Annotated in this window: 1 protein-coding gene; it reads left to right on the top strand. The window is 57.4% G+C overall.

All coding sequences use genetic code 11. The annotated features are described in order from the left end of the window. Positions 1–249, top strand: a 249-nt coding sequence (locus QHC78_RS21080; RefSeq protein ID WP_319748109.1) for a globin domain-containing protein, incomplete at both ends; no start/stop codon positions are given.

The following is a 249-nucleotide window of genomic DNA, read 5'->3' as shown; positions in this document are numbered from 1 at the left end:
TGATGTATGCCCGCCATATCGACCAGTTGGAGCAACTGGGTGGCCTGGTCGGACAGATCATCAATAAGCATGTTGCCCTGCAGATTCTGCCGCAGCACTACCCGATTGTCGGAAGCTGCCTGCTGCGCGCCATCGAGGAAGTGCTTGGCAAGGACATTGCCACCCCAGCGGTGATCGACGCTTGGGGCGCGGCCTATGGCCAGCTGGCCGACATTCTGATTGGCGCTGAAGAAAACCTGTATAAAGAGA

Origin of the sequence: Pigmentiphaga sp., assembly GCF_033795525.1 — a bacterium.
Lineage (GTDB): Bacteria > Pseudomonadota > Gammaproteobacteria > Burkholderiales > Burkholderiaceae_B > Pigmentiphaga.
Note: the sequence above shows the minus strand (reverse complement) of the source record. Positions and strands in the feature narration are given on the sequence as shown.